This window comes from Pseudomonas sp. F01002, from assembly GCF_004402115.1.
GTDB classification, from domain to species: domain Bacteria; phylum Pseudomonadota; class Gammaproteobacteria; order Pseudomonadales; family Pseudomonadaceae; genus Aquipseudomonas; species Aquipseudomonas frigoris.
Genome location: NZ_SOPU01000003.1, coordinates 164770 through 189712 on the forward strand (window position 1 = coordinate 164770; position 24943 = coordinate 189712).

The 24943-nt window shown below is 57.7% G+C and carries 17 protein-coding genes and 1 pseudogene; 11 read left to right on the forward strand and 7 right to left on the reverse strand.

Annotation, left to right across the window (positions count from 1 at the left end; all coding sequences use genetic code 11):
• Window positions 1-11: 11 nt before the first annotated feature.
• The gene (locus E3W21_RS01365; RefSeq protein WP_134417348.1) at window positions 12-755 is read left to right on the forward strand and encodes a molecular chaperone; all 744 of its coding nucleotides are present in this window, start codon (window positions 12-14) and stop codon (window positions 753-755) included.
• Between the two features lie 33 nt (window positions 756-788).
• Window positions 789-1289 carry a CS1 type fimbrial major subunit gene (locus E3W21_RS01370; RefSeq protein WP_134417350.1) on the forward strand — a complete coding sequence of 167 codons (501 nt, stop codon included), beginning with the start codon at window positions 789-791 and terminating at the stop codon, window positions 1287-1289.
• A 132-nt stretch (window positions 1290-1421) separates the two neighbouring features.
• Here E3W21_RS01370 and E3W21_RS01375 read toward each other — a convergent pair whose 3' ends face one another.
• Both E3W21_RS01375 and E3W21_RS01380 read right to left on the reverse strand, forming a co-directional pair.
• Window positions 1422-6551, reverse strand: a complete 5130-nt coding sequence (locus E3W21_RS01375) for an NEL-type E3 ubiquitin ligase domain-containing protein (RefSeq protein WP_305955660.1) — start codon at window positions 6549-6551, stop codon at window positions 1422-1424.
• 146 nt (window positions 6552-6697) lie between these two features.
• Complete coding sequence (locus E3W21_RS01380) at window positions 6698-9814, reverse strand: transglycosylase domain-containing protein (protein WP_134417352.1); 3117 nt, start codon at window positions 9812-9814, stop codon at window positions 6698-6700.
• Window positions 9815-10447: 633 nt separating this feature from the next.
• Here E3W21_RS01380 and E3W21_RS01385 point away from each other — a divergent pair.
• Complete coding sequence (locus E3W21_RS01385; protein ID WP_134417354.1) at window positions 10448-11866, forward strand: amino acid permease; 1419 nt, start codon at window positions 10448-10450, stop codon at window positions 11864-11866.
• Between the two features lie 193 nt (window positions 11867-12059).
• Here the strand turns inward: E3W21_RS01385 and E3W21_RS01390 are convergent, their stop codons facing one another.
• Window positions 12060-13184, reverse strand: a complete 1125-nt coding sequence (locus tag E3W21_RS01390; RefSeq protein ID WP_134417356.1) for an OpgC family protein — start codon at window positions 13182-13184, stop codon at window positions 12060-12062.
• A gap of 240 nt (window positions 13185-13424) precedes the next feature.
• Between E3W21_RS01390 and E3W21_RS01395 the strand changes: the two genes are divergently transcribed.
• The 6 genes from E3W21_RS01395 (at window position 13425) to E3W21_RS01420 (ending at window position 19331) form a co-directional block, all read left to right on the forward strand.
• Entirely contained in the window at window positions 13425-13799 is a 375-nt protein-coding gene (locus tag E3W21_RS01395; protein WP_134417358.1) for a GtrA family protein, read from the forward strand.
• The gene (locus E3W21_RS01400) at window positions 13796-14737 is read left to right on the forward strand and encodes a glycosyltransferase family 2 protein (protein ID WP_134417360.1); all 942 of its coding nucleotides are present in this window, start codon (window positions 13796-13798) and stop codon (window positions 14735-14737) included. Before E3W21_RS01395 ends, E3W21_RS01400 begins: the two co-directional genes overlap by 4 nt.
• A gap of 1 nt (window position 14738) precedes the next feature.
• Window positions 14739-16253 carry a glucosyltransferase domain-containing protein gene (locus tag E3W21_RS01405; RefSeq protein ID WP_134417362.1) on the forward strand — a complete coding sequence of 505 codons (1515 nt, stop codon included), beginning with the start codon at window positions 14739-14741 and terminating at the stop codon, window positions 16251-16253.
• Between the two features lie 148 nt (window positions 16254-16401).
• Complete coding sequence (locus E3W21_RS01410) at window positions 16402-16776, forward strand: GtrA family protein (protein WP_134417364.1); 375 nt, start codon at window positions 16402-16404, stop codon at window positions 16774-16776.
• Entirely contained in the window at window positions 16773-17738 is a 966-nt protein-coding gene (locus tag E3W21_RS01415) for a glycosyltransferase family 2 protein (RefSeq protein WP_134417366.1), read from the forward strand. Before E3W21_RS01410 ends, E3W21_RS01415 begins: the two co-directional genes overlap by 4 nt.
• Before the next feature lie 3 nt (window positions 17739-17741).
• Window positions 17742-19331, forward strand: coding sequence for a glycosyltransferase family 39 protein (locus E3W21_RS01420; RefSeq protein ID WP_134417368.1), 1590 nt, complete (start codon window positions 17742-17744; stop codon window positions 19329-19331).
• Here E3W21_RS01420 and E3W21_RS01425 read toward each other — a convergent pair.
• From E3W21_RS01425 to E3W21_RS01435, 3 genes and pseudogenes are all read right to left on the reverse strand, one after another.
• Window positions 19279-19563, reverse strand: a pseudogene (locus E3W21_RS01425) (putative quinol monooxygenase). The gene E3W21_RS01420 and the pseudogene E3W21_RS01425 overlap by 53 nt on opposite strands.
• A gap of 57 nt (window positions 19564-19620) precedes the next feature.
• The gene (locus E3W21_RS01430) at window positions 19621-21240 is read right to left on the reverse strand and encodes an FMN-binding glutamate synthase family protein (protein WP_134417370.1); all 1620 of its coding nucleotides are present in this window, start codon (window positions 21238-21240) and stop codon (window positions 19621-19623) included.
• Window positions 21241-21372: 132 nt separating this feature from the next.
• On the reverse strand, window positions 21373-22173 hold the full coding sequence (locus tag E3W21_RS01435; RefSeq protein WP_008147857.1) for a LuxR C-terminal-related transcriptional regulator: 801 nt from the start codon (window positions 22171-22173) through the stop codon (window positions 21373-21375).
• A gap of 125 nt (window positions 22174-22298) precedes the next feature.
• Here E3W21_RS01435 and E3W21_RS01440 point away from each other — a divergent pair, with 125 nt between their 5' ends.
• Entirely contained in the window at window positions 22299-23120 is an 822-nt protein-coding gene (locus tag E3W21_RS01440) for a carbon-nitrogen hydrolase family protein (protein WP_129438083.1), read from the forward strand.
• A gap of 242 nt (window positions 23121-23362) precedes the next feature.
• A complete protein-coding gene (locus tag E3W21_RS01445; protein ID WP_123369261.1) occupies window positions 23363-24688 on the forward strand; it encodes an APC family permease in 1326 nt (441 codons plus the stop codon).
• A 155-nt stretch (window positions 24689-24843) separates the two neighbouring features.
• Here the strand turns inward: E3W21_RS01445 and E3W21_RS31540 are convergent.
• Window positions 24844-24943, reverse strand: a 100-nt coding sequence (locus E3W21_RS31540; protein WP_256661481.1) for a hypothetical protein, incomplete at its 5' end; no start/stop codon positions are given.

Consider the following 24943-nt stretch of genomic DNA (forward strand, 5'->3'; position numbering starts at 1 on the left):
GATTAAAGACGATGAATCGTGTGTTTTTGCTGTGGGTGCTCAGTGTGTTTTGCGGGACGGCCAACGCCGGTCCGCAGATCAATGTCGGCACCGTGTATGACTATCTGGATGCGGATAAAAGTACCTACCTCAAACGGGTATTCAACAGCGGCGATGCCACCGCTTTCGTCAAGGTCAACGTGCTGGAAATCGTCTACGACGCCGATGGCGCGCCCAAGGAAATTCCGGTCGAGGCTGCGGTGGACGGTGCCTCGCGCAACGGCTTGATGGCCAGCCCGGCGCGGCTGATCGTGCCGGCCCAGGGCATGCAGGGCACGCGACTGTTGTACATGGGCGAGCGAGACCGCGAGCGCTACTTCCGTGTGCGTTTCTTGCCAGTGGTACCGGAGAACGAAGATGAGTTCGCCGTCTCAAGCGAAGAGCGCGAAGACTACAAAAAGAACCTGTCGGCCGGGGTCAACGTGATGACCGGGTTCGGCACAGTCTTTTTCGTGCGCCCCAAAGATGCTCGTTTCGAGACCGCCATCAATGACACTGCCAGCCGCTACGAGTTGAAAAATAATGGCAACACCGTGGTGATCGTCGATGAATTCAAAAGCTGCTCATTGAGTAACGAGAGTGACTGTGGCTCGACCACCAAACACCACGTAATGGCCGGCAAGGCATTTGGCTTCGACAAGGAAAAGGGGCGTGAATACCGTTTCAACCTGATCGAAGGCGACAGTAAAAAAGCCCTGAAGATTGCCAGCCGATAGGCCGGCTTTCCATCGACACAACGGGTATTGAACATGATCAAGCAATGCGCCGCCGTCGCGCTGACGGCAATGACCGCACTGATGGGCTCTTTGACATGGGCTGCCCGGGAAGAGCACACCTTCGAGGTGTCCTTGAGCATCCCGACGCGCTCGTTCTACCTGATTCCGGCCGAACCGGACTGGATTCACCGGCCCCAGCGGTTGATCTGGAACCCCTCGACATCGACCCTGAGCAGCGTGCGCAAGCACTTCGATGTGCGGCATGACACCAGCGCCATTGAAGCGCGCCTGGAGGCCGCCCCCTACCTGTCGAACGGCAGGCCGGTTGACAACATTGTGTTACGGGTCAGTTTCAACGGGGTGGAGTTGAGCCCGGACCTTTCTCCACGGCTGGTGGTGTCGGCGGTTGACGCGGCGGCAGGTAAGCGGGTGTTGCTGGAAATCGATCCGGTGATGCCGTCCGGGGGATACCGCCCGGGGGATTACAACGGCAACGTACTGTTGTTGTTCAGCGCCAGGGCGCCGGGGGAGTGAGCTGAAACAGGCGCCTCGAGATCTGGGATTCGGAAGTGGGCTGAGCAGTGTGTCGATCGAGAAGCAGCGCCGAGTGATAAGACTCGGCGCTGGCGTAGGGTCAATCAAAAGATCCCCAGGCGCGTTACATTTTCAAAGCCCGGCTCGTGCCATCGCTGCCCGAGTCAGGTCTCTGGCCAACTCGTTCCGTGCATAGCCCATGTCTCGAACGAGTCTGTTGTAAAACGAGGTGCTCATTTCTTCACCACTGAACACGTCTTTCTCTGGAACGTTCAGCACTCGGGCTAACGCTTCCAGTTTTTTCTGAAGCCGTGTTGTCTGAGCCTTATCCTGATTATTTGCCCACTGGTTTTGAACCTCGCGCAGCTCTTCGAGCTGCCCTTGTTTTTCCTTGAAAAGTTGATCGTTCGACTCGAACTGTTCAGGGTAGGTTTTACGCAAATGTTGCTCCCAGAACGGGTTCTCGAATGCATCGACCATCCCATTGACCAGCCCGTCGCCTTTCTCCCGTTCGATGATCGTGTCATAGGCTGTGTCGATTTTCGCCCGATCTACACCGGATCTCGGTTCAAACAGCATGCCCTCGGACTGCCACGGCAACTCCAGGCGTTTCGCCAGTCCCGTTTCAAACGCCAGGTGCACTTCCACATCATCCGGAGCGGTGTTGTTTGCCGGATTGATCAGAAACTTTTGCTGCTGGCTGCTGATTTCGGCTCTGGCGACATCACCGACCTTTTCCAGGCGAGCGGCGCTACGGGCCAGCCTGACCAGTTTGTCGTCGAGCACCGTGGTGGACGCCGATTCTGTGTACGCTTGCGACACCAGTACTTTGAGCCCCATGTTGTTGAACAGCTGCGACCCGGCATCCGCGCAGCTCTCGGGTTGACTGGCCTGTTTAAACAGTTCTTCGCGCAAATCGGAGTCCAGCGCCATGGCATCGATCATTTGCCAGACGCGCTTGGTCAACTGCTGGCGAGCTCCGACGTCCCGGTAATCCCGGCTCTCTCTCTGTTTACTGATGACCCTGAAAAAATCGGTGGAGCCGGGTTCGGCCATCACATCGTGCCAGGACTCTTCCCTGTGTACTTTGTAACCCTCGGACAAATCGAAAACCGATGGTGCGTTCGAGGACGGCTTCCAATGGCTCAGTTCATCCTCTACAGCTCCTGAATAGACCTGCTGACGGGCAAAGCCCATGGATTCGCGGTAGTCGCCAAAACGGATCCGGTCGGCATCGGAAAGCCGCAGGGTGCCGAATCGCGCACGTGCCAGGATGAACGCTTGATCCGACCCTGGAGCGACCTCCGGTACGGTCTTGATTGGGCATTGGCGCATGTCGAGAGCAAAGCCACGCGGGCGGTTTCTCTCGCCGGCCGCGTCGCTGAAAAGACCTTGCGGCCAGTCTTCGATACCGGTATTCGCCAGACCTAACACTTTCAAGTCGCGCATGCCGCCTACATTCGGGGGCTGGCGCAGCGGATTGCCGTCCAGCCTCAGTGTTTCCAGGTGGGTGAGGTTGCTCAACTGCTCGAGCGAATTGGAACTCAGACTGATTCGGTTGTCAGCCAAATCCAGGGTTGTCAGTTGACCCAGCTTGCCGATATCGGATGGCACCGTGGTCAATCCAGTGTTGCGGGCGCTCAGCTGACGAAGGTTCGGGAAGTCGTTCAAGAGACCGTTGCTGTCGACCGAAAAACGCGCTTTGTCCAGGTTCAGCACGGTGATCTGGTCAAGGAACTTTCCGATGTCGGCCAGCTTGCGTACTTGCTTCCACCAGCGTTCGAGATCCGGGCCCATGATTTCGGCGGAAAGATCCAGCGTATAGCCACCGTCCGGATGGATATTGCGCTCGCCGAACGTTTCGCTCTTGCGTTCGAAGCACTCAAGCAGCCGTTCCTCGATATGCCTTCCGCCGTTTTGCAGGAAGTCCCTGTTAATCCCGGCGATGGGATCCCCGACACTGTCGAATTGAGTCGGCTGGTTTTCCCGCCACGCCTGTAAGGTGTTGCGCAATTGCTTGAGGTCATCCCTGATGCGGTCGATGGCCTGGTCGGGATCGCCCTTGGCACGCAACGCCTCAAGAAACCGGGTGACTTGCTGATCGCTCAATTGCGGATGCAGCTCCTTGATCCTCTGCTCCGGGGTTTTTTCGCCAAAGAACCAGAACGGACCACGCACCAGATTGACGGTTTCAGTCGTGGCAACGGCGCGAATGGGCGGTTCCGCCAGCAATGTTCGGCGTTCGCCCGACGGCGCGGAGGTTTCCATGATCCATAGTTTGAGCAGGCGACCGTGACCGCGCGCGTACCCCAATGCCGTGCGCTGGTCGTCGGGCAGGGCATTCAGTATCGCTTCGTAGAAGTCGCCGGCTTTGTGCAGCTGCCGGTTGTCCCCGTCGAGCACCTCGTAGCGGCCCAGCCCATCGCGGATCAGTAGCCGTACCGTCGAGGCATCATCGGGGCCGACACTACAGCGTAGCGGGCCGTCAAATGCGCCATCTCGCACCTCAATGCGCAAATCGCTCAGGCTCTCGTTATGAAGTGTCAGGGTTCTCAGCGCTAGCATCTCGGTGTTCGGCACCATCATTTCGTCGCGATAAAAACCGTCGTAGGCGCGGGCGTTGGACGCTTCGAAATTCACTTCGCGCGCCAGGGTTTTGATCCTCAGGGGCAGGCGACTTTCATCGGCTATTCGTTGCAGTTCGGCTGGCTTTGCTTCAGTCAGGACTTTTTCCGTGAGCGTGAGCGGCATGTCCGGGAACGTCTGTTTCAGCACGCGGGTTTGCGCCCTGTTCGACCGTTCACCCGCCTGGTACACACGTTTGGACATTTCGCCCTGTTGCTGATCGACGGCATCCGCCAATCGGTCACGCACGGCTTGGGTGCGTTCGGCGCGTGGTACGTCGCGCCCCAGCAGGGTGTTGATTTCGGTGTCGTTCAAAAAGACAGAAACCCGTTCGGGCAGTCGGCCGGACAGGAGTTCTGGCAGGCCGATGCTCAGGGTATTGGCGTCATTTGCGTGGGCGTTGCCGTAGGTGCGTGACTGACCACTCAAGTCAGACCGTTCATAAACCTTCAGCGCCCGTTCGGCGGGCCAGCCCTGGAGCCTTGTCAGCAGTGGTTCGAACCACACGGACGATGGGTCGAGCGGTCGTCCGGTACGGATGTTCGCACTGGCGATCTGTACATCGTCAAACGCGCCGAAGCGCTTGATCGCGTCGACCAGCAGTGGCGGCGGTGGCGCATGCTCGGCATGCATGCGCCGCAGTTCCCCTTCGTCGGTTGCGCTGCTGATCCGGATCCGTTCGCGCTCCGCTGGTGTAAAGCGCTCGACGCTTTGGCCGAGGCGGCGCATCAGGATTTCACCTTTCCAGTCGAGCGGATTTTCGCCCTCGAACACCCAGGCGCCGCTGCCGTTGTGTTTGAGCTTCGGCGAGTAGGCATTCGGTCGGGTGGGGTGTTTTAGGCGGTGTGTGGCGCTCGGATCGCGCGAAGTGGTTTCAAGGGCGTAGAGTTTGCCTTCAAGTGGCAGGATGTTCTGATTGAGGTGTCGGTGCAGGCCGAGGGCGTCGGGTTTCGAATCAGTGGGCAGGTTCAGGCTGGCTTGTTCATAAGGCTTGAGATCGGAATGCCACAGCGACTGTTTGCCGTTGGGCAACGTGACCGGGTTCATGCCCTCGACCAGCGCCGACAATTTGAATCTAAGCGTGCTGCCAATCGCTGCACCCGCCCCAAACGCCACCAGTTGAATGACGTCCGTCACCACGCTGATCACATGTTCGGTTGCTTCAACTGCCAGACCTTCGGCCAGATCGACTATGCCTTCAATGACGTCATTCGTCAGTTGATAAGCGGTATAGGCCATCATCAGTTCGCCCAGACCCGGCACGAATGGCGTGGCGATCAACAGGGCGACGTTGAAAAGGTCCGATACGATTTTCTTGAAGTTGTCCCACCAGGCCCAGCGCGCCTTGGTATCTGTGTCGGCGGTGGACACGGCGATTTCACGAGCGTCGTTGAGGACCTTGTTGAGTTTCTGCTGGTAGGCATATGTCCAGTAATCCCGAGGAACTGGCAGGGACAGGAACTGCAAGCGAAGGCGAGGTACAGGTTCTTCGCGCCACGCTGGACGCGGATCCGTCCGATCTCCTTTCTCATGCCATTTGATGGTGGTGAGGCCTCGATCCATATTGGCAAAAAAATGCCCGCGCTGCTGTTGATCGACAAACTGGCTGAAGAATTGTCGGTAACTCTGCCTGGATGAGGCGCCGACCTTGTTTTCGCGCAATTGGCGCGCCAGTTCCGTCATGAAGGCATCTGTTGATTCGTATTCCTTGAGCGGGTGATCCGGGTCATGGGGAACATAGGCAATGAGCCGTCGAATACCTCCGCTGTCTTGCATGACAGGAAGCAAAAGAACAATGCCGGTCATACGCGTCCCCATCATGGAGAAATCACAACACAGCATTTGTTTCCCATTGAGGAGCGGTAGAGATTCGCCCTTTGCCAGCGCCAGTATCAGTTTGTAGGCGTCGTATTGGATATCCTCGGTCATCAGCGCCAGTTGCGCGGCGACGGCGAGTGCGTCTTTCTGGCTTTCAGTCACAGTGTGTCGAAGGAAGGCTTTGGCCGCGGGGTCGCCGGGGAGCAGGTAGCTTTCGAGATATGCTTTATATCGGGCGCCAATGTCCAGTTCCCGGCACAGCGCTTGGAACTGGCTGATGGTCATTTTCCGCTTGATCGACAGGACATCGAAGTGCCCGCGATGGTCGGGTTCGGTGATGAAGTCCGAGCCGGTATCAACCTTTTCACTCTTTGCAAAGTTGTGCAGCGCCGCATCCAGCATGGACACGGTTCGGGCTGTGACACCATCCCACAGGTCCATCACATACCACGGCAAATCCTTGGGAAGGTACAGGCGCACGTAGGTCGTCTTGACGTCATGCTCGACTCCGTAACGCTTTTTGAGCTCTGCCTGGAGCAGGGGCGCGGCGAACGAATGGAGGTCCAGTTTTTCGAACAGTTTGTCGACCGTATTCTGCGAACGCCATGCCTTGAGGTTGGCCGCTTTCAGCTTGTCATGATGGGTGGCGGGCGATGTGGTGTACCACGGCTCAATCTTCAATCCAGCAGCCGCCAGTGCCCGGCCTCTGCCGACAGTGGCGTCTTTGAAGTTGTCGCTGATGGTGTTTTTGATGAACTCGTAGTGCCGGCCCTTGTTGATGTTTTGGCCGAGCGTGGGAGCGTCAGACATGGCAATCATCCTTGATCGTTTTAAGAATGATCAGCCTATCTGTCGGGGCTAAAAACAACAGTCTAAAGATCTGTGCTTAACCGGCGCTTTCAGCCGGTAAACAGGTAAGTATTCGAATCTGAAAAATAATTAAATACCACCTGCTGCGCAAAAGCTCACAGTCGCGATGTCGCAACCGGCTGACACGCGACACTGCTACCCGGTTGCAGGTACGGCGTCAGAATTGGCGCCATCCCCTTGAGCACTTGCACTGGCAAGGCCGAGGTGAATTTGAACGCTTCGGCCGATTGCCCGGGCACGAACGCAGTCATCGTGCCGAAGTGACGATCGCCGATGTAGAACACGAAGGTCGCGGTGCGGTTAATGGATTTCGAACTCAGAATTCGCCCACCCGAACCGAAGGCTTCGATGCGGTTATCGCCCGTACCGGTTTTGCCGCCCATGGCCAACGGTTTGCCATCCGGCGTGATGAAACTGCCAGAAACACGTTTGGCCGTACCGGCATCGACCACTTGCGACAAGGCTTCGCGCATGGCCGTGGCGACCTCGGAGGGCATGACTCGCTTGCCGACATCCGGGTCATTGATCAGTTTGGTTTCATACGGCGTATTCGCCGCGAAGTGCAGGCTGTCGATGCGCAGAGTGGGCATGCGCACGCCGTCGTTGAGGATGGTACCGATCAGCTCCGCCAATGCTGCCGGACGGTCGCCGGAACTGCCGATGGCGGTGGCCAGCGACGGCACCAGGTGATCGAACGGATAGCCGACTTTCTGCCAGCGCTGGTGAATGTCGAGGAACGCTTCGATCTCCAGCATGGTGCGGATGCGACTGTCGCGGGCGCCCTTGTGACGGCTTTTGAATAACCAGCTGTAGACTTCCTGGCGTTCGAACTGGCTGGCTTTGACGATCTGGCTGAACTTGGCGTCGGGGTTGTTCAACAAGTAGCCCATCAACCAAAGATCCAGCGGGTGAACCTTGGCGATGAAGCCCTGGTCCGGTAGGTCGTAGGCGCCAGGGCCGTAGCTTTCGTAGAGCCGTTGGAGGCGTTCGTCGGTCAGTTTTTCGGTGAGCTTGGCGCCTTTGAGGTGCGCGCGCACAAACATGTTGAAGCTTTCCTGACTGGCCTGTGGCAACAGATAACGATGCACCGCGGCCATGCGGATCGGTGTCGGGCGCATGCTGTCGAGGAAGGTCTCGAGCCGCGCCTGGGTGTCCTTGTTCTTGTATTTCTTCCAGAACTTCAGCAGGAACGACGTGCCTTCGCGGTCGGCAAACGAGGCGAGGTATTCCTGGCGGCGAGGGTCGCGGTCGTCCTTGAGCAATTCGGCGCTGCTGTTGGGGCCGGAATACGTGGTGTAGCGCACCAGGTCACGCATCAGCCGAATGAACGGCAGGTTGATCGACTCACGCAGGGCATCGCGCAGGGTAGGGAGGCGGCCGTTGTCTTCTTTGCGAAAGTTAACGAATGTGTGCAGCCCGCCACCGGTGAAAAAAGCTTCGCCGGGGCTGGCCGAGTATTTGCGATCCAGCGCAGCGCCGAGCATGGCTGGCAAGTTGCGGTCTTTGTTCTGGATCAGATAATCGACGGCCCAGCGACTCAGGCGGTCCTGTTCAGGGACGTCGACCTTCTTCAGTTCCGGGACGGTCATCGTTGCGTACTTATCGTGCAGCTCGGCGATGATCTGCAAATAGGTGGTCAGCACACGCATCTTGGCGGTGGAGCCCAGTTCCAGCTTGCTGCCTTCATTGATATCGAAGGGCTGGTCGGTGCTGTCGGTCTGCACCCGCACCCGCGAGCCGTCCGGGGTCAGTTCGAACAGCGTGAAGCTGTAGCGTACTTGGGCGGTACTGGTGGGGGTGAGCAGGCGTTCGCCCATCAAACCGATCTGCGTCGCAAAAACCGGGTCGGCCAAGCGTTTGAGGTATTCGGTGGCCTTGGTTTGCAGCTCGCCTTGCAGGGTGCTGGTGGCGGAGAGATCAAGGCGATCGAGGTCGTACAGCGGACGGTTGAGCAACCCGCCCAGACGACTGCGCGCCACGCTGATGCCCTTGTTGGTTTCGATCGGCTGAATGGTTGGCTGTGTCTGCCAGTCGCGATAGGTCACTTTGCTGGCCAATGCCGCTGCCGCGAGTGGCGCATCGATCACGCTATTGAGTGCCAGCAGACGAATGTGGCTGTCGGTGAGTTCGGAAAGTTCATCGTGACCCTTGGTCAGGTAGTGGGAAGGACGGCGCTGGGCAATCATCAAAGACAGCATCTCACGCAGGGCCAGACCTTTTTCCGACATGCTTTTCGGATCTGTCTCCTTGCTGGCCAGCCGCTCGTTGGCCTGGTTGAAATCGGCGCCGTACCAGACGCGCAAACCTTCGGCCATGCCATGCACTTCACCGTGGCCCGGTACTGCCGACAGGGGCACGCTGTTGAGGTAATCGCGAATCACGTTCTGCCGGGCTTCGAGGGTCTCCGGCCCGGCCTGATAGGCGCGCACGCTGGCAGAAATCATCTGACGGATTTTTTCCGCGCCCGACACGGTCAGGCCATCGGGCGAATGCCGGTACTTCTCAAGTTGCGTTGCCAGGGTACTGCCGCCCGCCGACTGGCCCGGCAGGTGCAACAACTTGGCGACCTGGGACCACGCCGCCATGCCGAACCGAGGCCAATCCACGGCAGGGTTGGCCCGTGGCTGAAGGGGATCGAGCAGAAAGCGGTTTTCGATGAACAGCAAACTGTTGACCACCACAGGGGGGATCGCCGCAAAGCTTGAATACAGTTGTTGTGGGTATTTGTACTGGTAAAGCGGTGCACCACGGCAATCGGTGATCGACAATCCAGCCTGGATTTTCTCCGCGTAGGGCACGAAAAAGCCCTTGTCGGTGTAGTCCATCAATTTTTGGGAAAACCGGGTCTGTGCCGCCACAACGTAGTCACGCTTGATCAGACGCGGCAGGAATTCATCCAGAGAGCTGTAGCCCAGACGCAGGTCGAAAGGACCGGCGCCGGGATAGTGAATGGCATCGCTGGGACCGGGTTTCAGCTCGTAGCTCAGGGTGGCGGCGAATTGGCTGAGCTCCCGGGATTGAAACTTCGACGTGCGCATTTCCTTGGCCGCGGCCAGCCCCAGGACAATCAGAATTATCAGCAACAACAACCAGAACGCCCCCCAACCGTGCTTCGTACGACTGCGAGGGGATTTTTCAGGTAAAGGCGTTTCATCCACACGTTCAGTCGGAACCACATTTTTTCTCGAATCGGTTTGCCATAAAACGCCCATAGTCGACTGATCCATTCACGCAGATTGAGAGGACTTGTCTGAAGCTTAGACGGTGGTTGGCCTTGGTGAAAAAATTGTGAACAGGGTTCTCCCGGTTTTTTTCCGGATCCAAGTGGGTCCCTGTAGCAGCTGCCGAAGGCTGCGTTCGACTGCGCAGCAGGCGCTAATTCTGTGACCTTGACCTGTCTGGCATACCGCAGTGTCTGATTTACGTCTGCTGCGCAGCCGAACGCAGCCTTCGGCAGCTGCTACAAGGGGCGGCAGTGTGTATGCCAGAGATACTTGGATTAGAGCCATCGGAGCGTAAATGCCGCCTAAGTTGGGGACATGACGATGCACCATTACCGTGCAATACTCCGCGCCGTTTCATTAGCGAATAATCCTACGTAAGGCAGGTAATGCCCCTCCGTAAACCTAACTTTTCCCGAGAGTTCTCGCTAAATGTTGTGGTTTATAGAGTGAAAAACCCTGTAGGAAGCTTTTTATACTGCACGCCCCGCTGATCTTGCAGGTTTTGTCCTACAAGACGGGTTTGCCCACGAAGCAGGCCCGGTTTCAGAAAAGCATTGGCTTACCGGTCAGCGCTTCGACACTCGGTGGTCATATCCAATAACAAGACGAGGTTGTACCCCTATGCCAGGCAATCACCTGCCCAATGGCGAGACCGCTCAAGGCGGCCCGCTCAAACGCGAACTCGGCGAACGGCATATTCGCTTGATGGCGCTCGGTGCCTGTATCGGCGTCGGTTTGTTCCTCGGTTCGGCCAAGGCCATCGAGATGGCTGGCCCGGCAATCATGCTTTCCTACATCATCGGCGGTCTGGCGATCCTGGTGATCATGCGCGCCCTCGGCGAAATGGCGGTGCACAACCCGGTCGCCGGCTCCTTCAGTCGGTATGCTCAAGACTACCTCGGCCCATTGGCGGGCTTCCTGACCGGTTGGAACTACTGGTTCCTGTGGCTGGTGACCTGCGTTGCGGAAATCACCGCGGTGGCGGTGTACATGGGCGTCTGGTTCCCCGATGTGCCGCGCTGGATCTGGGCACTCGCTGCGTTGATCAGCATGGGCTCGATCAACCTGATCGCGGTGAAAGCCTTCGGTGAGTTCGAGTTCTGGTTCGCCCTGATCAAGATCGTCACCATCATTGCGATGGTCGTTGGCGGCATCGGCGTGATCGCGTTCGGCTTCGGTAACGACGGCGTGGCGCTGGGGATTTCCAATCTCTGGGCGCATGGCGGCTTCATGCCCAATGGCGTGCAAGGCGTGTTGATGTCCCTGCAAATGGTGATGTTCGCCTACCTCGGTGTCGAGATGATCGGCCTGACCGCCGGTGAAGCGAAGAACCCGCAGAAGACCATTCCCAATGCGATCGGCTCGGTGTTCTGGCGGATTCTGCTGTTCTACGTCGGCGCGCTGTTCGTGATCCTGTCGATCTACCCGTGGAACGAAATAGGCACTCAGGGCAGCCCGTTCGTGATGACCTTCGAGCGCCTGGGCATCAAGACCGCCGCCGGCATCATCAACTTCGTGGTGATCACCGCGGCACTGTCGTCCTGCAACGGCGGCATCTTCAGCACCGGGCGCATGCTGTACAGCCTGGCGCAGAACGGTCAGGCCCCGGCCGGCTTCGCCAAGACCTCGAACAACGGCGTGCCGCGTCGCGCCTTGCTGCTGTCGATCGGTGCCTTGTTGCTGGGCGTGCTGCTCAACTACCTGGTGCCTGAGAAAGTGTTCGTCTGGGTGACGGCGATTGCCACCTTCGGCGCGATCTGGACCTGGGTGATGATCCTGCTGGCCCAGCTCAAGTTCCGCAAAGGCCTGAGCGCCAGCGAACGTGCCGGCCTGAAATACAAGATGTGGTTGTACCCGGTCAGCTCGTACCTGGCGTTGGCGTTTTTGGTGCTGGTGGTCGGCCTGATGGCGTACTTCCCGGACACTCGCGTGGCGCTCTATGTGGGCCCGGCGTTCCTGGTCCTGCTGACGGTGTTGTTCTACGTGTTCAAGCTGCAACCGACCAATGTGTCGCAGGGTGCGGTGCGTTCGGCTTCGTAAGACGTAACGCCTGAAATGAAAAAGCCCCGGTCGTGATGATCGGGGCTTTTGGGTTTGGAGGATCAAAAGATCGCAGCCTCGTTTCACTCGACAGCTCCTACACGGAAATGTGTTTGCCGATCGTCCGTGTACGTTCGTCAATTGCAATTCCTGTAGGAGCTGTCGAGTGAAACGAGGCTGCGATCTTTTGATCTTAAGCGGCCGCCACCGACATTTGCCGATTCAACCGCTTGTTGAAATCCAGCCACGCCCCCAGCAACGCCATCACCCCGGCACCCACCAATGCGGTGAAAACCTGCATGGCAAACGCATCATCGGTCAGGGCGTTGAGCATGTCCGCCAAGGGCGCCAACAGCACGCCGAGGCAGAAAACTTCCAGTGAGTAGCGCCCCATGCGACAGCATTGCTGCGCCAGCCAGTTTTGCGTCCAGCCGTTGCCGGGCAAGAGCCTGGCGGTGACATAAGCCAGCGCCAGGAAGTGCAGCAGACGGACCGGCGACAGATCGGTCTTGCTGATCGGGTACAGCAGATTGCTCAGGATGGCCGGCATCACGGCATCGTGTATTTCCGGCCAGCGCCAGGAGACAGTAATCACTCCGGTCACCACCACGTACACCGCCGCGCTGACAAACAAGGGCTGGCGCAACAGCGGGCGAGCGTCGGGCAACCGTGGCCGCTGCCCGTGAATTGCCGCAAAGCCGCCGAGGATAAACAGCAGTTGCCAGGTGACGGGGTTGAAGTACCACACACCGTCCTTGATGGCCGCAAGGTTCCAGCCAAACCGCGGTGCCAGCAGGTACACCGCCAATGACACCGCTACGACCGCCCACGGTTTACGCATCAGCAACGGCAGGACCAGTGGCAATCCCGCCAGCAGCACGATGTACAGCGGCAGCGGGTCCATCAGGTTCGGCTTGAAGCGCAGCAGTAACTCATCCGTCAACGCTTGCTGGGGGTTGGTGATGAAGTGATGCAGGCCCATTTCCTCCACCAGATCGCGGGTTTTCACATGGCTGTTGGCGAAGAACACGATGCCCATCAGCATGGCCAGCAGGAAAATATGCACCACGTAGAGCACCCAGGCGCGCCGCAGAATCTTCACGCAGGCGATCAGGTAACCATCGCGTGCAAGGATTTTGCCGTAGGCCAGAACGGCCGCGTAGCCGGCGAGAAATACGAATATTTCTGCGGCATCGCTGAAACCGACATTGCGCAGGGTGATTTGGCCAAGGGGGTTGTGAGGCACGTGATCCCAAAAAATGAAGATCAGTGCCAGGCCGCGAAAAAAGTCGATTCGGTGATCGCGCTCAAACGTCATGACGGCGGGCTCGTGAACGGGTGTTGAGATAAGGAGTCACCGACGGCGCCAAAGGTTGCGCGCCGCACATCGGCGGCGCGCAGGGTCGCGTGATTCGCAGGTAATTGCAAAACCGGGATATTACGGGATGTCTCCTGGCGTTGAGGTAAGCCCTGACCGCTGGTCTGAAAGGCTGTCCGACCTGTGATTTCTGACAGTAGACAGGTTCCAAGTTTTATGACGTGAAACAGGAGAGTCACCATGAGGCTCTTGTGGAAAGGATTTTCCAGCTACACGGTGGTCGGGGTCGCCAACACGCTGATCCACTGGCAAATTTTTTTCCTGCTGAGCGTGGGGGCTGGCTTCAGTCAGGCTGTCAGTAACCTGGCTGCCTTCTGCGTTGCCGCCTCGTTTTCCTTCTACATGAACGCGCTGTATACCTTCGATGCCAAGGCGTCGGTCGGCGGCTATCTTCTATTCTTGGGAACCATGGGGGCGCTGAGTCTGGGCGTCGGCCATGCAGGCGACGTGTGGAGACTTCACGGCCTGCTGACGGTGGCCCTGTTTTCGGCATTGAGCCTGGTGCTTGGCTTTCTGTTTTCAAAGTACGTGGTCTTTCGCGAGCGTAACGCATGAAAGTCTCGTTGATTGTTCCGGTATTCAATGAAGAACAGGCGATCAGTCTGTTTTATCAGGCAGTGCGTCGCGAGTTGAGGCTTGACCAGGCTGAGGTCGAAATCGTGTTCATCAACGATGGCAGTTCCGACCGGACGGCCGAGGAGGCCAAGGCCTTGGCGCAGGCCGATGAACAGGTATTGCTGATCAACTTCTCACGCAACTTCGGCAAGGAGCCGGCATTGTTCGCCGGCCTGGAGTATGCCTCCGGCGATGCGGTGATTCCCATGGATGTCGATTTGCAGGACCCGATCAGCGTCATCCCGCGGCTGATTGGCGAATGGCAAAAAGGCGCGGATGTGGTGCTCGCCAAACGCCGGGATCGCACCGCCGACAGTTACCTGAAACGCCACAGCGCGTCGCTGTTCTACCGTGTGCTGAACCGTATCGCTTACACCCGCATCGAAGAAAACGTCGGGGATTTCCGGCTGATGGACCGTAAGGTGGTCAACGTGATTCGCGCGCTTCCCGAGCACCAGTTGTTCATGAAAGGCGTGCTGTCATGGGCCGGGTTCACCACCGTGGTGGTGGAATACGAGCGAGCCGAGCGAGTGGCGGGCACCAGCAAGTTCAATGGCTGGAAGCTCTGGAACCTGGCGCTGGAAGGCGTGACCTCGTTCAGTACGGTGCCGTTGCGCTTGTGGACTTACGTCGGTGGCGGTATTTCGATCTTCGCGGTGCTCTACGCGGTGTACATGGTGCTGGACAAGATTTTCTTCGGCAACAGCGTCCCCGGTTACCCGTCGTTGATGACCGCGATCCTGTTTCTCGGCGGCGTGCAGCTGATCGGCATCGGCATCCTCGGTGAGTACGTCGGCCGCATCTACATCGAAGCCAAACATCGGCCGCGCTATATCGTCAAAGACGTCGTGGGCGGCAAAGACCGGCTCGGGATTTAGCATGGGCAGGTTCAGCGACTTTTTCAGCAAGGAACTCGGGCGTCGGCAGGTCTGGCTGTTTTTTCTATTGGCGACCTTTGTGTATGTGGCGCCGCTGATCCTTGCGGACTATCCGTATATCGATGACAACTGGCGATCGTTGTCGGCCGCGGCCGGTTCGGCCTGGGCGGAGCAGGGACGGTTATTCACCGAGCTGATCTACAACCTGCTGACCTTCGGCAATGCCGCACCGAACATCTTTCCGCTACCACTGTTGATCGCCACGCTGGCCATGGCCGCGGCGTTGGCCAGCCTGACGTTTCATTACTACCCGCAACCGACGATTGCCTGCTGCCTGGTGCCATTGCCACTCTGGTACAACCCGTTCTTTCTGCAAAACCTGTCCTATCAATACGACGGGCCCGCCATGGCGTTGAGCGTGGTGGCGGTCATCTATGCGATCACTTTCCGTCATCCCTCGCGCATCGTTCATTGGCTGGTGCCTTCGTTCCTGATTGCGCTGGCGCTAGGGCTTTATCAGGTCAGCCTCAATGTGTTTCTGGGCCTGTGTTGCCTGGAACTGCTCAGGAGCGCGAACGACAAGCTGGTCTGGCCGCAGTGGTGCGAGTTGATCGGCTGGAAAATATCGCAGGCCATCCTGGGCTGGTTGATTTACAGCGTCAGTGCTTATCCGTTCATGAGTGGAAATCGCACCTTGTTGTTGAACTGGACGGCGCAGCCCCTGCTGCAACTCCAAATCAACATCGCCCGGGTGCTGGAAAAAGTCGTGCTGCTGTTTCACGGCGGATTTGCCTGGGTGTTCGCCGCACTGCTGCTGTGTGCCATTGCCGGCAGTGTCCGGCTGGGACTGAACGTGTTGGAACGTCAGGACACGGGGCTGAAGAAAATCCTGATCGGCATGGTGTGTTTACTGACATTGCCGGTCGTGACGCTGCTGGTGTCGGGTGTCGCGCTGTTTTTCCGGGACTTCAATGAAGGCGCCAGGACCCTGATGGGCTTCGCGGTCCTGTTGGTGCTGTTGTTCTATTTGAGTCATCTGGCGCTGGCACGAATCCACCAGCGGCTGCCGCTGTTGTTGATGGTTCCGTTGTTGGCGATGCTGTCGCTGTCGTACGCCTATGGGCGGGTGCTGACCGTGCAGAAAGCCTTAGCGTCCAGCGCGCTATTGAGTCTTGAACACGACATCGCGTCGAATCGACAACTGCTCGAAGCCAAGCGCATTTACATGTCAGTGACCTATTCCGATCACTGGCTGCGGGGGGCGGCGGGCTCGTTCAAGCAGATGCCGGTGTTGCACTATCTGCTGAACATCGACTTTTTCATGCTGGCCGAGAACCTGCCGAAAGTGGGCATCACCAACGTCGTTGCGGAGAAGGAACGACGTAACGCGACCCGGGTGGGTTATCAGGGTTATCCACCGGTGGTGGAGAACCTGTACTACCGGATTTATCTGCTGGGCGATTACGGGTTTATTGTCATGAAAGAGCCAGCCCCGATTAAGGCGCTGCACTGGTGAAATGTGAAGGGCACGGTTCGCGACGACATCGTTAGAATGACCGTTGGTCTGGAAACGTCGCCTACCTGTTATTTCTGACAGTAGACGCCGCCGGCTCATGATTTTAGCTTGAGAGGTAACTGAAACGGCGGCAAGGAAGGGCGCTGGCATGAAGGCTTTATGGAAAGGATTCTATAGCTACACAGTGATTGGGGTGGCCAATACGCTCATTCATTGGCAGATTTTTTTCGTGCTCACCACGGCTGCCCAACTCAGTCAGGCGGCCAGTAATTTTGCGGCGTTTTGCGTCGCCGCATCATTTTCCTTCTATGTGAATGCGCTTTATACGTTTGATGCGAGGGTGTCGGTACTCCGATACCTGCTCTTTGTGAGCTTCATGGGCGTATTGAGCTTCGGCGTCGGGCTCTTTGCTGATCGGTGGCGAATTCATGGGTTGCTGACCGTTGCCTCGTTTTCGCTTCTGAGCCTGTTTTGCGGGTTCTTTTTCTCGAGGTTTGTCGTGTTTCGCGAGCGCGAGGCATGAAGATTTCCTTGATCGTTCCGGTGTTCAATGAAGAGCAGGCCATCGGGCATTTCTATCAGGCCGTGCGCCAGGAACCATCCTTGCGTCGGCACCAGATCGAGATCGTGTTCATCAACGATGGCAGCACGGACAGAACGGCGGATATCGCCCAAGCCATTACTCTGGTTGATGGTGACGTGCTGCTCATCAACTTCTCGCGCAACTTCGGCAAGGAACCGGCGTTATTCGCAGGTCTGGAATATGCCAGTGGCGATGTCGTCATTCCCATGGATGTGGACTTGCAAGACCCGATAGATGTCATCCCACGCTTTATTAGCGAATGGGAGAACGGTGCCGAAGTGGTCTTGGCCAAGCGTCGCGATCGCTCATCCGACAGGTATCTCAAACGTCAATGCGCGGCAATGTTCTACCACCTGCTGAATCGTATTGCTTACACCCGCATTGAAGAAAACGTCGGCGACTTTCGTTTGATGGATCGCAAGGTGGTGGATGTCATCAAGCAATTGCCGGAACAGCAATTGTTCATGAAAGGTGTGTTGTCGTGGGCGGGGTTTAACAGCGTGACCATCGAATATGACCGCGCTCCCCGTGCCGTCGGTCAGAGCAAGTTCAATGGCTGGAAGTTGTGGAATCTGGCGCTGGAAGGCATTACCTCGTTCAGCACCGTGCCGTTGCGTGTGTGGAGCTATGTCGGCGGTGCCATCTCGCTGCTGGCTTTGGTTTATGCCGCCTATATGGTGCTGGACAAGCTTCTCTATGGAAACGAAGTGCCAGGTTATCCGTCCCTGATGACCGTGGTTTTGTTTCTGGGAGGTGTACAACTGATTGGGATCGGAATATTGGGGGAGTACATCGGGCGGATCTACATGGAATCCAAACACCGACCCAGGTATGTGATCAGAAGTATTGAGGCGCGCACCACTCGGCATGGCGAGCCGAACCGTTTGAAAAGGATTATTTAAACGATGAACTATCTCTGCGTATACCGCAGCCGATCCTCGAGCCTGCTGGTTGACAGTGTTGGTTTGATCTCGGTGATCGTCCTTGCTTTATTCGTGCGATTTCACGCTATCAGTGTGCCGTCCATCTGGTATGACGAGGCCTTCAGTCTGCTGCTTGCCAAGGAGTCGCCGTGGCAGATCTGGTCCATTACTGCCCGGGACGTTCATCCACCTCTTTACTATGTCTTGCTGCATTACTGGATGCTGTTATTCGGAAACAGCGTTGTGTCTGTGCGGTCGCTGAGTGCACTGGCAGACGTCGGCACGCTGTTGCTTTGCGTGAAATTGATGAGTCTGGTGGCGACGCGAAAGGCGACCTGGATAGCTGCGTTGTTATTGGCATTGCTACCGATCTCGGTTCGCTACAGCCAGGAAGTGCGAATGTACACCTTGGTCAGCTTTTGGCTGATGGGCGCGACTGTGGCGCTGGTGTGCTGGGTCAAGGCACCCGATAAAAAGCGTTTTCCCACCCTTTACGTGCTGCTGATGACGGCTGCTTTCTATACGCATTATTTCGCCGCGTTGTGTGTATTGGTGCATTGGCTGTTTTGGTGGCGAGCGCGCGGAGTGCCCATTCGTGCATGGATGTTGGTCAACATCGCAATTGCTGTTTTGTACCTGCCGTGGGTTCCTCATTTCATTGGTCAACTGCTGCAAAGGAATGGGCTTGACTGGATACCGCCTCTCACGTGGCAGGCAGTGTTGACTGTCGTTTGGCAGTTTACGGTGATGATTGATTCGGTGCCGGCGGCATCCTGGTGGCGTGTGGTGCCGACACTATTGATCTTTGTTTGTGCCGCATCGGTGTTGTTGAACGATCGGAGTGAGCGTCGTTACAGATTGCTTCTGGTAGGTTATTTTTTTGTGCCAGTGCTTACTGTTTTTCTAATGTCGTTGGTGAAATCGATTTTCGTCCATCGATACCTCATGTTCGCTGCTGTCGGGTTGCCCATGATCTGTGCTGTTGCACTTGATTCTTGGTGGCAACGACGACCCTTGTTTGCCGCCGCGACAGTAGTGCTTTTAGTCATTGGACAAATACAGGGACTGCAAATGGTTTACAGACAAACTGATGGATTGAATGGGACCAGTCTTCGCAAAGAACTCAGGCTGGACGCACTGGCGAACGAGATTGATCGGCAGGCCCATCCGGGTGACAAGATCGTACTCGACACTTTGCTCTTTTACTTGCCGTTTACCTACTACAACACCACAGGCATTCAACCGAGGTTTCACATCAAATCATCTGTGGACACATTCCCGGATGAACTAGATCGAGGCGGATACGCGCTGATACCTCAACATCTGAAATGGATTTTTTTCAATGACGTTAGCCAATTGAAACTTAACGGAGGAAGAGTCTGGTGGATAACCGACATACCTGCGACCGAAAGTCATGTGTTGTTCGCGGATGAATGGAAACAAACGTTGACTATCAAGGGCGAAGGGATCGAAGCCCGTCTATTCACTCTCGATGCAGCACCAGCCCCCCTTGTTAGCGTCAGAACGCATCCATCAGCACGACAATACAATCCCTTGCCTGGTAGCCATTGATCTGCGGTACCAACCGCCGAAAATGCTCAGACTGGCAATGAGCATCCAGCGCCGCCTGATTCGGCCATTGTTCGACGAAGATAAAGTGCCCCGGGTCTTTTTGATCGATGAACAGGTCGTAAGCGATGCAATCAGGTTCCAGTTGAGTCTTCTCGACCAGTTCGGCGTATCACGGGCGAACGGTTTCAATGTATTCGGGTTTGATGAAGTCCTGAGCGATGACTTTCAGCATGGCGTCCTTCCTTGGTGTAAAGCCAACCTCCCGATGAGGCTGGCGTTCAAACGTTGTTTACGCAGCAGCCACTTCATTTGGCTCAAAACTATCCGCCCGAGCCATCTGCCACATCCGCGAGTAGAACTCGCCATTCACTTCACCGGCCAGCAACTCCCCCGGTTTCAAGAACACATGCAACTGTGAGAACAACTTGATCTCGGTCGCCGACATGCGCCGTACCAAATGCTTGGCCGACAATTGCGAAGGATGTTCCAACCCGGCAGCGGCGAGCATTTCGGCCAGGGCCTTGAGCGTGTTGCGGTGGAAGTTGAAGACGCGCTGAGCCTTGTCCGGAACCACCAGTGCGCGTTGGCGCAGGGTGTCCTGGGTGGCGACACCGGTCGGGCATTTGTTGGTGTGGCAGCTTTGCGACTGGATGCAGCCGATGGCGAACATGAAGCCGCGTGCCGAGTTGGCCCAGTCGGCGCCGATGGCCAGGACGCTGGCAATGTCGAAGGCGCTGACGATCTTGCCGCTGGCGCCGAGTTTGATTTTGTCCCGCAGGTTCAGGCCGACCAGCGTGTTGTGCACGAACAGCAGGCCCTCGCGCATCGGCACACCAATGTGATCGGTGAACTCCACGGGCGCGGCGCCGGTGCCGCCTTCCTTGCCATCGACCACGATGAAGTCCGGGAGGATGCCGGTTTCCAGCATGGCCTTGGCGATGCCCATGAATTCCCACGGGTGGCCCAGGCAAAACTTGAAGCCCACCGGTTTGCCGCCGGACAGTTCGCGCAACTGCGCGATGAAGTGCATCAGTTCAATCGGCGTGGAAAACGCGCTATGCCGCGACGGCGAGATGCAATCTTCGCCCATCAGGATGCCGCGGGTTTCGGCGATTTCCTTGGTGACTTTGTGCTTGGGCAGGATCCCGCCATGACCGGGCTTGGCGCCTTGGCTCATCTTGATTTCGATCATCCGTACTTGGGGCGTCTGCGCTTGGGCGGCGAAGCGTTCCGGGTCGAAGCGCCCGTCAGCGGTGCGGCAGCCGAAGTAACCGCTGCCGAGTTCCCAGGTCAGGTCGCCGCCGTTTTCCCGGTGATAGGCGCTGATGCTGCCTTCGCCGGTGTCGTGGGCGAAGTTGCCGAGTTTCGCCCCTTGATTCAACGCGCGAATGGCGTTGGCGCTGAGGGAGCCGAAACTCATGGCCGAGATATTGAACACCGACGCCGAGTACGGCTGCGTGCATTGCGGGCCGCCGACGATGACCCGGAAACTGCTCGGGTCGCTCAACGGCGCCGGGCGCATGGAGTGGCCGATGAATTCGAAACCTGACTGATACACATCGATCAACGTGCCGAAGGGTTTGTCGGCGCTTTCGTTTTTGGCGCGCGAATAGACCAGCGAACGCTGCGCCCGGGAGAAGGGCAGGGCATCACTGTCGGATTCGAGCAGGTACTGGCGGATTTCCGGGCGAATACCCTCTACCAGATAGCGGATGTTGCCGAGGATCGGGTAATTACGGCGTACGGCGTGAGGGCTTTGCAGCAGATCGAACAGGCCCACGAGGCTGAGAATGCCGGTGACGGCGGTGATCGGCCAGAGCCAGTCGTGCTCCAGGAAGGGCAGGCTGGCGAGGGTAAACATCACACAGACGGCAAAGAAGGCGTAGCGGCTCAGGAGTGACAGGCTCATACGGTTTCCTTGGGTTCGGACTCGGTTCTAAAAGATCGCAGCCTGCGGCAGCTCCTACAGAATTGTGCACGGTCGGGCTTTTGTAGGAGCTGCCGAAGGTTCGGGCCGCGTTCGGACGATCTTTTCATGCAATCAGGCATTTTGTGCCTGGAGAAAAATCGAAAACAGCTCGGACTGGGATTTGATCCCCAGTTTGCTGTACATGTGTTTCTTATGGACTTTCACGGTTTCGACAGAGATTTCCAGCTTACGGGCGATTTCTTTACTGGAGCAACCGCTGAGCATCAAGCGCCCGACATCCAGCTCCCGGGCGGTCAATTGCGCGCCTTTGAGTTGTTGCACCGACGCTTCCAGCTGCACGCGCCAGTCGACTTGCGGCGGTGCGGGTGCGAGGGCCACGACTTCGTTGATTTCGTAAGGCAGGCGCTGGCGCAACAGGCCGAGTACCCAGGGCTGGATCAGCGACAGCAAGGCAATCTGCTGGCCGCTGAAACGTTGCTTGCTGCCCAGTGACAGGCACAGCGTGCGGTCGCCTTCGAGCTGGCAATTGAACTGGATTTCATCGGCCACCACATTCAGACGAAAGTAGCGCTGGTAATACTCGGTCAGCTCGAAATGCTCCGGCGCCACTTCCGACAGGCGATAGAGCCCGGTACGCGACTGCTCGCGACAGGCGATGTAGAACGGATCGAGCAGGTACAAACCGCGCAGATAATCCTGGAACAACTGATCGGGACTGCCGTCCGCGCCGGGGCATTCGGCGAACACTTGCGGGTGCTGATCGGCGCTGAAAAGCAGCGCCACCCAGCTGTCGAAGGTCACGTACTGATCCAGCAAACGTACCAGCTGCGTCCAGAAATTGGGCTTGTCCAGGGCGTCGATCAGTTGCCCGACCGAGCGGTGCCACGCGATGTCGTCTAACGAAAGTGTCATGTCTCTACCCCTATCGGGTTACCCCAGCGGCGTGATTTCCCGGCCGGTGGCTTGCTGCGCATACTGGCGCACAGACACCGACCGGGCAATCTTTCTGCCAGCCCGGTTAAGAACAAGGAATACCCATGAAAGTCGAACTCGCCCAGTTGGCGGGCCGTGACAACGACACGGCTTACAACCTCGAACGCGCTCTGCAGGCGATGGCTGCCTGTGCTGCCGATACGCAGCTGATCGTGTTTCCCGAAACCCACCTGATGGGCTTTCCGTCGCTTGAGGCGCTGGCCGAAACCGCAGAACCGCTGGACGGTCCGACCGTCAGCGCGGTGCTGGCTGCGGCCCGTGAACACAACATCGCCGTGGTGATCGGGATGGCCGAGAACGACAACGGCCGCTTCTACAACACCACGCTGCTGATCACCCCCGAAGGTATCGCGCTGAAATATCGCAAGACGCATCTGTGGGCGTCGGATCGCGGTGTGTTCGAGGCCGGCGACCGTTACGCCACCTGCGAGTGGAACGGTGTGCGGGTCGGCCTGCTGATTTGCTACGACATCGAATTTCCGGAAACCGCCCGGGCACTGGCGCAATTGGGTGCCGAACTGTTGATCGTCACCAACGGCAACATGGACCCTTACGGCCCGACTCACCGCACCGCGATCATGGCCCGCGCCCAGGAAAACCAGGCGTTTGCGCTGATGGTCAACCGGGTGGAAGAGGGCGATGGCGGGTTGGTGTTTGCGGGCGGCAGTGCGCTGGTGGATCCGCTGGGCACGCTGCTGTTCGAGGCCGGACGGGAGGAGGGGCAGTTTGCGGTTGAACTGGACCTGAATCAGCTGACGGCGGCGCGGCAGGATTATCGGTATCTGGATGATCAGCGGCTGCGATTGCCGGGGGAGATTGTTGAGCATGCTTGTGGATTGCGGGAGCTGATGATTCCTCAGAGCTGATCCGGATCCTGTGTTGTCAGGGCGGGCCTCTTCGCGAGCAAGCCCGCTCCCACAGGGGATCTTCAGCGGACACAGCATTTGTAAACGACACATAACACCTGTGGGAGCGGGCTTGCTCGCGAAGAGGCCCATCCGGTCGACACACCTGTTTAATAGTTCACCCAATTACAACAACGAAACACCCGAAATTTAGCGCCGAACTCGGCTCTGCCATAAATCTAATAAATTCGGAGTAGTCGCTCATGGCTCGTTTGCAACGCACCCTGTCATTGGGTTCGGTGGTGCTGTTCGGCATTGCCTACATGACGCCGATCATTGTACTCGGCACCTTTGGCATCCTCGCTCAATCCACTGCCGGCATGGTCCCGGCCGCTTATCTGGCGGCGCTGGTGGCGATGTTTTTCACCGCCATGAGTTACGGCCGAATGGCCTCGGCGTTTCCCGTCGCTGGCTCGGCCTATAGCTATGTCCGCAAGGCGATCAGCCCGAAACTCGGTTTCATCGCCGGTTGGGCCGTGCTGCTCGACTACCTGTTCCTGCCGATGGCGATCTGGCTGATCGGCGCGGCCTACCTCAACTCCGCGTTCCCGGCCGTGCCGCAGTGGATCTGGGTGCTGGCGTTCATCGGCATCACCAGTGCGATCAACATTGTTGGTCTGAAACTGGCCAACGGCATCAACGCGTTACTGATGCTGGTGCAGTTCCTGGTGCTGATCGCCTTCGTTGCGCTGTGCGTTCATTACGTCGGTGGTGATGCGAGCACGCCGTTGTGGTCGGTCAAACCGTTCTTCAACGGTGACATGCAGATGCCGCTGATCATGAGCGGTGCAGCCATCGCCTGCTACTCGTTCCTGGGGTTTGACGCGGTCAGCACCCTGACCGAAGAAACCCGCGACCCGCGCCGCACCATCCCGCGAGCGATCATGCTGATTACCCTGATCGGCGGGTTGATCTTCGTCGGTGTGTCGTACTTCGTGCAGATCGCGCATCCGTCGTTCCAGTTCGACAGCGTCGACTCGGCGGCCTATGAAATTGCCCGCAACATCGGTGGTGACCTGTTCGTGTCGATCTTCCTGATCGGCCTGATCGTCGGCCAGTTCGCGTCGGGCCTGTCGGCTCAGGCCAGCGGCTCGCGGCTGTTGTTCGCCATGGGCCGCGATGGCGTGCTGCCAAAATCGTTCTTCGGCACTTTGCATGAACGCTTTGGCACGCCGGTCAACAGCATCCTGCTGTGCGCCGTGGTCGCGTTGCTGGCACTGAAACTGGACGTCACTACCTCGACCTCGTTCATCAACTTCGGCGCGTTCCTGGCGTTCAGTCTGGTGAACCTGTCGGTGATCTTTCACTACTGGATTGGCGGTGAGAACAAAGGGCTGCGTGAATTCGTGTTGTTCTTGTTGTTCCCGTTCATCGGCCTGGCGGCGGATTTGTGGTTGATGGTCAGCCTCGATCACTTGGCGATCTATCTGGGCTTGAGCTGGCTGGCGATTGGCGTGGTGTACCTGGCGGTGTTGACCGGCGGCTTCCGTCGCCAGCCACCGGAGATGGATTTCCAGGAAGCCACATAACGAGCGGACTGGTAAAGAACCTTGTGGGAGCGGGCTTGCTCCNNNGGGCGGCGTTCCGACGAAGGGGCCGTGTCAGCCAACATTGATAGCGACTGACACATCGCTTTCGTCGGAACGCCGCCCGGAGCAAGCTCGCTCCCACATTTGATTGGCGTTCAGCTTGCCAGCTTTGATTGGTGAATCGGCAACTGGACCCGAAATGTGCTTCCCACACCAACTTCACTGCGCACCGTTATATCCCCCCGATGTTTTTTC